The sequence below is a fragment of the Flectobacillus sp. genome (genome assembly GCF_049240685.1).
Taxonomy (GTDB): domain Bacteria; phylum Bacteroidota; class Bacteroidia; order Cytophagales; family Spirosomataceae; genus Flectobacillus.
Genome location: NZ_JBMLSD010000297.1, coordinates 1 through 5,063, shown reverse-complemented (window position 1 = coordinate 5,063; position 5,063 = coordinate 1). Strand labels below are relative to the sequence as shown.

Here is a 5,063-nt window from a genome sequence, read left to right as displayed (position 1 = left end):
AAAGTTTTTTTCCTAGTATAAAACACTCAAATGAATCAATCTAAACATGACTACTTTAGTTACAAAAAGAACTACCAATAATACAAAATAAAAAATCCTCACCTTGTTGAAAAGATGAGGATTTGATTTAAAATATTTCCGAATATCCTTATTCTGCCAAGAATGGGTACTTATAATCTGTTGGTGATACAAAGTTTTCCTTGATTGTTCTTGGAGAAACCCAACGTAATAAGTTTAATGAAGAACCTGCCTTATCATTAGTACCAGAAGCGCGACCTCCACCAAATGGTTGTTGCCCCACTACCGCACCTGTTGGCTTATCGTTAATATAGAAATTACCCGCAGCATTTGTAAGCTTTTTGGTAGCTAACTCGATGGCATAACGATCTTGAGAGAAGATGGCACCAGTCAAGGCATAAGGAGAGGTGGTATCTACTAAATGCAATGTTTCCTCAAACTGTTCGTCTTCATATAAATAAATCGTAAGAACAGGTCCGAAGATTTCTTCAGTCATAGTGGTAAACTTAGGATCTTCAGTCAGGATAACTGTTGGTTGAATAAAATAACCTTTTGACTTATCATAGCTTCCACCTGCAATTACTTTAGCGGTATCACTATTTTTAGCGAGCTCTATATAAGAGGTAATTTTATCGAAAGCTTTCTCATCAATGACTGCCGTTATAAAGTTTGAGAAATCCTCTACACTACCCATTTTCAATTCAGCTAAATCTTTTGAGAAATACTCCCAAGTAGATTCCCATAATGATTTTGGAATATAGGCACGAGAAGCCGCAGAACATTTTTGTCCTTGGAACTCGAATGCTCCTCTCAACAAACCAACCGCTAGTGCTTTCGGATCTGCAGAAGAATGGGCAACAACAAAGTCTTTTCCACCTGTTTCACCTACAATTCTTGGATACGATTTATATATATGGATATTTTCTCCAATTGTTTTCCAAATATGTTGGAATACTTTAGTAGAACCAGTAAAGTGAACACCTGCAAACTCAGGATGGCGGAAAGCGATGTCTCCTGTCAAAGGTCCATCTGTATATATAAGGTTGATAACACCATCTGGAAGGCCTGCTTCTTTTAAGATTTTCATCAAAACATAGGCAGAATAAATCTGAGTTGGAGATGGCTTCCATACGACAACGTTACCCATCAGGGCTGCCGAAGCTGGAAGGTTTCCTGCAATAGCCGTAAAGTTGAATGGAGTTACGGCAAAAACAAAACCCTCAAGAGGTCTGTATTCAGATCTGTTCCAAACGTACTCTGAAGATTCTGGCTGTTGTGCATAAATTTGAGTAGCAAAATGAGCGTTAAATCTCAAGAAGTCGATCCACTCACAAGCCGAATCAATTTCTGCTTGAAAAGCATTTTTTGATTGTCCTAACATCGTAGCTGCATTTAGCTCCATACGATATTTTGAAGCAGACAAGTCGGCCGCTTTCAAGAAAATTGACACACGATGTTCCCAAGACATATTGGCCCATTTTTCACGAGCTGCCAAGGCAGAATCGATTGCCTTGTTGACATGAGAAGCGTCGCCTTCATAATAGTATCCCAAAATATGTTGGTGGTCATGCGGACTTGTTAAAGGAAGTTTGTTTCCTTCTTTCAATTCTTCTGAACCGATAAACATAGGAACCTCGATTACTTGAGATTTCATTTCGGCAAGCTTTGCTTTCAAAGAAACTCTTTCTTTGCTATTAGGAGCATATCCCAATATAGGTTCGTTCTTGGGTGTTGGTACATTAAAAAATCCTATGGACATTTGATGAAGTATTTAGATTACACAATTCAAAGTTACGGAGTTGTTTTGGTTCCACCAACCCTACGATAACTAAGTATTTATAAAGAAATAAGGTTAGAACGATAAATAAGGTTCTAGTTTTTGGATTATCTCTGGCGTAAGAAGTTTAATGGCTTTTAAATCTTGAATAGACTGAAATTTACCATGCTGATTTCGGAAGTTAACAATCGCTTTTGCTATGTATGGTTTTAGGTAAGGATGCCTCATTTGTTCGAATGAAGATTCATTAATATTAATTTTCCGTACTTGAGGGTTATTGATATATCCATATTTGAGAATTTCTTCTACAACTAGAGAGTCCAAACCATATACTTCTCGTATTTGGGTAGTGCTTACAAAATTGCCAAGTATATCTCGGTACTTGACGATACGAGCGGCCAATTTGCTTCCAACTCCTTTTAATTGTATCAATCTTGAGGTATCTACCGAATTCAAATCAAATTTTGTAAGTGTTTTTTGTTTTTCTTCTTGATGAATGAATGAACGTTTGGAAAATTTATCGTTTTGAAGAGCTGATATTGTAATAAACGGAATTAGTTTTTGATAGAGAGGTTCAGGAAAATCATAAATTTTGAGTAAATCTTCTTTCTTGAAAAACTTTCCTCCTTTACTTTTAAAACGGTCTATTCTTTTGGCTAGCCAATTGGGTACACCTAGTTCTTCTAATTCTTCAACACTTGCGATATTGGGGTCAAATGGCCTAAGGCGAATAGACACTCTTGAATGAGCCTCCTCGTCTTTTTTTTCGAAACTTTTAAAACGGTTTGAAGGGTTTTCGTTAGTTTCAATTAATGATACTAATGCTGGATTTTGATTGAGTTGATTTTGAGTAAAGGCCATAGAAGGTTTACTTGGAGAGAGCCAGACGTATACATGAATAGAAAGATAAGTGACTAATAATATCAAGAGAACTATAAAACCCTTTGCTTCGGTGCGTGTGTACCCAAAGGCATACTGAATCCATTGTATCCATTGCTTTTTCATAAGGCAGAACGTGTTTTAGGTGAAGATTTAATAGAAAGTTACACAATTGAATAGATATTTTGAAGTTTATTCATGACTTTCTAATAACAATATGCTGAATTATATAATGTTTAAAATAATTTTGTACCATAAATTGTCCATCAATTTGAATTGCTAACTTCTCAAAAAGCACTCTGTAAGTAAAGAAGTTAGCAACGATTTAACCAAAAAACGAGAATATGATACTTTATAGTACCAAGCATGCAAGCCCTGATGTATCGTTGGAAGAGGCCGTATTTAGGGGACTTCCTCCTGATAATGGCTTGTACATGCCTTATGAAATACCTACATTGCCCCAAAGCTTCTTTGATACGATTGGTGACTTAAGTATTTCGGAAATAGCATTTGAAGTAGCGAAGGCTTTGTTGGGTGAGGATGTACCAGAAAATGATTTGCGAGGCATTATCGAACGTTCAATCAACTTTGATGCTCCGTTAGTTAGCATTGAACCTAATAAATATGTGCTTGAATTGTTCCATGGACCGTCTATGGCATTCAAAGATTTCGGCGCTAGATTTATGGCTGCGTTAATGTCCTATTTCTTACAAAAATCTCATCAAGATATTCATATTCTTGTGGCAACTTCTGGCGATACAGGAGGAGCTGTAGCACAAGGATTTTATAATACGCCAGGGATTAAAGTTACGATTTTGTATCCTACAGGAAAAGTATCAGATATTCAAGAAAAGCAATTGACAACTCTGGGAGGAAATGTTACGGCTTTGGAGGTAGATGGCACATTTGATGACTGTCAAAGCTTGGTTAAGCAAGCCTTCTTGGATAAAGAGCTTTCAGCAAAATACAATCTGGCCTCAGCAAACTCCATTAATATAGGCCGATTGATTCCTCAGTCATTTTATTATTTCAATGCTTATGCACAATTGAAAAAAGCAGGTGTGGATAAACCTGTGGTATTTTGTGTGCCAAGTGGCAATTTTGGTAATCTATCTGCGGGTCTTATTGCGCAGCGAATGGGATTACCTGTAAAAATGTTTGTTGCGGCTACGAATATCAACAACATTGTACCCAATTACTTAGCGAGTGGAATTTATGAGCCTCGTCCTTCACAAGAAACCATTTCGAATGCTATGGATGTAGGGAATCCTTCTAACTTTATCCGTATGCAATTGTTGGCTGGAGACGCTTATGAAGAAGTAGTTAAACATATTGCTGGTGATTTTAGTAATGACGATGAAACACGAGCTACTATGAAGGAAGTATATGATAAAACGGGATATATCATGTGTCCTCATACGGCGGTTGCTTATCGTGGTTTGAGCTCATACATGAAAGACTTAGAGGAAGAAGTAACAGGGGTTTTATTATCAACAGCTCATTATGCCAAGTTTTTGGATGTCGTAGAAGGCACATTAGGAACGACCGTGCCAGTTCCTGAACGTCTTTCAGCTTTGTTATCTAAAGAAAAAGTAGCTATTCAGATGAGTACGAAGTTCAGTGATTTTAAAAATTATTTATTGCAACTAACATAATTATAGGTCTTCTCTAGTTTGAGAATAGTATGGTTCTTAGTATTTCATTAAAAAAGCGGTCGAAAAACAATTTTCGACCGCTTTTTTGTTATCGCCATGCTAAATTTTCTTGGCCTAAGACGAAAACCGTATAGACACAATCCTTCATTCAACAAAATAGGAATTCATCGGGTTTATTCGTACATCGATAATATTTCTTGTTGATACTTCGAATGAATAATTTTTCGTCTAAGCTTCAGTGTTGGAGTTAGTTCGCCACTATCGATTGAGAATAGTTTAGGTAACAGTCTAACCTTTTTTACTTGCTCATATTTAGCTACATTCTTCATGAGGAATTTCACCTCCTCATCTAATTTTTCTTGGACTTTGGCATGCGCTATCATTTCTTCATTTGTAGTACAAGGAATATCATGACGATTACACCATTCTTTCAAGGCACCAAATTCAGGAACTAACAATGCCGAAGGAAATTTTTCCCCTTCTCCTACAACAATTGCTTGTTCGATCAAAATAGATTCTTTGAGTTTATTCTCCAATAACTGAGGAGCGACATATTTACCACCAGATGTCTTGAAGATTTCCTTTTTACGATCCGTAATTTTTAAATAACGACCTTCTGCAAACTCACCAATATCGCCCGTATGAAACCAGCCGTCCGAGTCGATTACTTCATTAGTTAGTTCGGGCTTGTTATAATAGCCTTTCATGATACTTGGTCCTTTCACCAAAATTTC

The 5,063-nt window shown here is 36.7% G+C and carries 3 protein-coding genes and 1 pseudogene; 1 reads left to right on the top strand and 3 read right to left on the bottom strand.

The window, feature by feature from the left end; genetic code table 11:
* Nucleotides 1-148: 148 nt before the first annotated feature.
* Entirely contained in the window at nt 149-1,777 is a 1,629-nt protein-coding gene (gene pruA, locus ACOVQ4_RS13455) for an L-glutamate gamma-semialdehyde dehydrogenase (RefSeq protein ID WP_421821149.1), read from the bottom strand.
* A 93-nt stretch (nt 1,778-1,870) separates the two neighbouring features.
* The gene (locus ACOVQ4_RS13450; protein ID WP_421821148.1) at nt 1,871-2,800 is read right to left on the bottom strand and encodes a helix-hairpin-helix domain-containing protein; all 930 of its coding nucleotides are present in this window, start codon (nt 2,798-2,800) and stop codon (nt 1,871-1,873) included.
* A gap of 218 nt (nt 2,801-3,018) precedes the next feature.
* Here ACOVQ4_RS13450 and thrC point away from each other — a divergent pair, with 218 nt between their 5' ends.
* Nucleotides 3,019-4,329, top strand: coding sequence for a threonine synthase (gene thrC, locus ACOVQ4_RS13445; protein WP_421821147.1), 1,311 nt, complete (start codon nt 3,019-3,021; stop codon nt 4,327-4,329).
* A 173-nt stretch (nt 4,330-4,502) separates the two neighbouring features.
* Here thrC and ACOVQ4_RS13440 read toward each other — a convergent pair.
* Nucleotides 4,503-5,063, bottom strand: a pseudogene (locus tag ACOVQ4_RS13440) (long-chain fatty acid--CoA ligase); the annotation flags it as partial.